The organism is Ferdinandcohnia sp. SAFN-114, from assembly GCF_059415045.1.
The window spans coordinates 1-1,579 of record NZ_JBPFDQ010000189.1 but is presented as its reverse complement, the minus strand read 5'-3'; the positions used below and the strand labels follow the sequence as shown (position 1 = coordinate 1,579).

The 1,579-nt window shown below is 37.8% G+C and carries 1 protein-coding gene; it reads right to left on the bottom strand.

Going from position 1 to position 1,579, the window contains the following annotated elements; translation table 11 throughout:
• Positions 1-203: 203 nt before the first annotated feature.
• Positions 204-1,508 carry an IS91 family transposase gene (locus ACR65M_RS26800; protein ID WP_083967595.1) on the bottom strand — a complete coding sequence of 435 codons (1,305 nt, stop codon included), beginning with the start codon at positions 1,506-1,508 and terminating at the stop codon, positions 204-206.
• Between the last annotated feature and the right edge of the window lie 71 nt (positions 1,509-1,579).

The following is a 1,579-nucleotide window of genomic DNA, read 5'->3' as shown; positions in this document are numbered from 1 at the left end:
ATAAGAAAAACCGGGCATAGCCCGGTCCTTTTCATGGTTAGAGAATATCCGATAATTTGTACTCTATGCCATGTACCCCTTTATAATACTCAGGATACATTTCACCCCCACATTTTTCACATGCAAACATAGGAGGAGTTGTCGGATCTCCATCATCCATTAAATCGAAATCCCTTACCACGTTAATAGGAATCTCTTCTTTCTCATGACACGCCAAACAAACATAGCTGACGCTCTGTTGCTTGGACTGGTTTAGGCTTATGTTTTTCTTCTTTTTCTTTCCCTTTTTGCGGGTTTTTGATACCGGTGAGATCGTTAATCATCCTTTCTAAATAAGCTCTTGTAGTTTTGCATAAGGCTACCTTTATTTCTAATTTACCATTTTCAAGGCAGACTTCTCCCTTGTATTCATAGTAACATTCACACCTCTGACAAACGAGAGGGTCTTTCTTGCCACTGGCTACTATTCTTTCACGCCACGTCTGGCGACGTAAGGTTTTCTTAACTTTTACAACCCAACGTCTTGCTTTTTGTTGCCAAGTACTCAACACTTTTTTACACAAGTTTTTTGATCTTCTAGAATACATACCGTAATGCCGAATAGTTTTAAATTGCTCGTCTGGGATATGGCGAATTAAACGTGAAATAAATTCTTCGACACTTACGGTTTCGGATTTGTCTTTTCCGTCAGTTTTATCCTTATATTTGAACGTAACGAATTGCCCATCATATGCCTCAATCCGATTGATTCCAATCGCTGGTCGACGAATATAACGGCCAATATAACGAAGTTGTTCTTTTATTTTTCCCCTCTGTTTAGGTGCATACACATAGAAGCCTTCGCCATTATTGGTGAACGCCTTTTGAAGTCTTGGTTGGATTCTTTTCTTTTCTCTTGGTGAAACTCCGTTTCTAATTAATTTTAATACGACCGTTTGCCATTGTTTACGAAGCATCGTAAATGGCAAGAAATCATACTGCTTCCATTCTCCTTTTTCTGTTAATCCACCCATTGTAACTAACATATGTACGTGAGGATTGAAGTTGACCCTTGAACCAAAAGTGTGGAGTCCAGCAATAATCCCAGGTGTTACCTTTGCTTTCTTTTTGAAGAAGTCAGTAAGTAGTCTTGCAGAAGCATCCATTAAATCTTTTAATAGATGTCGGTGAAGGAGAAATACATCTCTTAGTCCTTCATCAATCGTAAAAATTACGTGCCGATGATTAACCTGAAGAACATCTTCAGTAAGTAACCTACTCCATTCTTCACTTTCTCCAACAGAGCACGTGGTACAAAATCGACCTTTACATCGGTAAGGAACCTTTCGCACATCATGACAACCTTCACACACAAATAACTTAAATCCATTTTTGATATCCCCACAATCTCGAAATTTCTCAACCTCCTTAATTACGATAGGGCGGATTTTAGCACCGTGTTTTCTTTTGAAAGCTTCCCAATGTTGGTGTTTATCAAAAAATATTCTTCTCAATATATTGGTCTCCATAAAATGAAAATACCACAGCTTAAATGACTGTGGTAGACCCAAATTTTTATACTTTCTTATCTTTTAAAAAA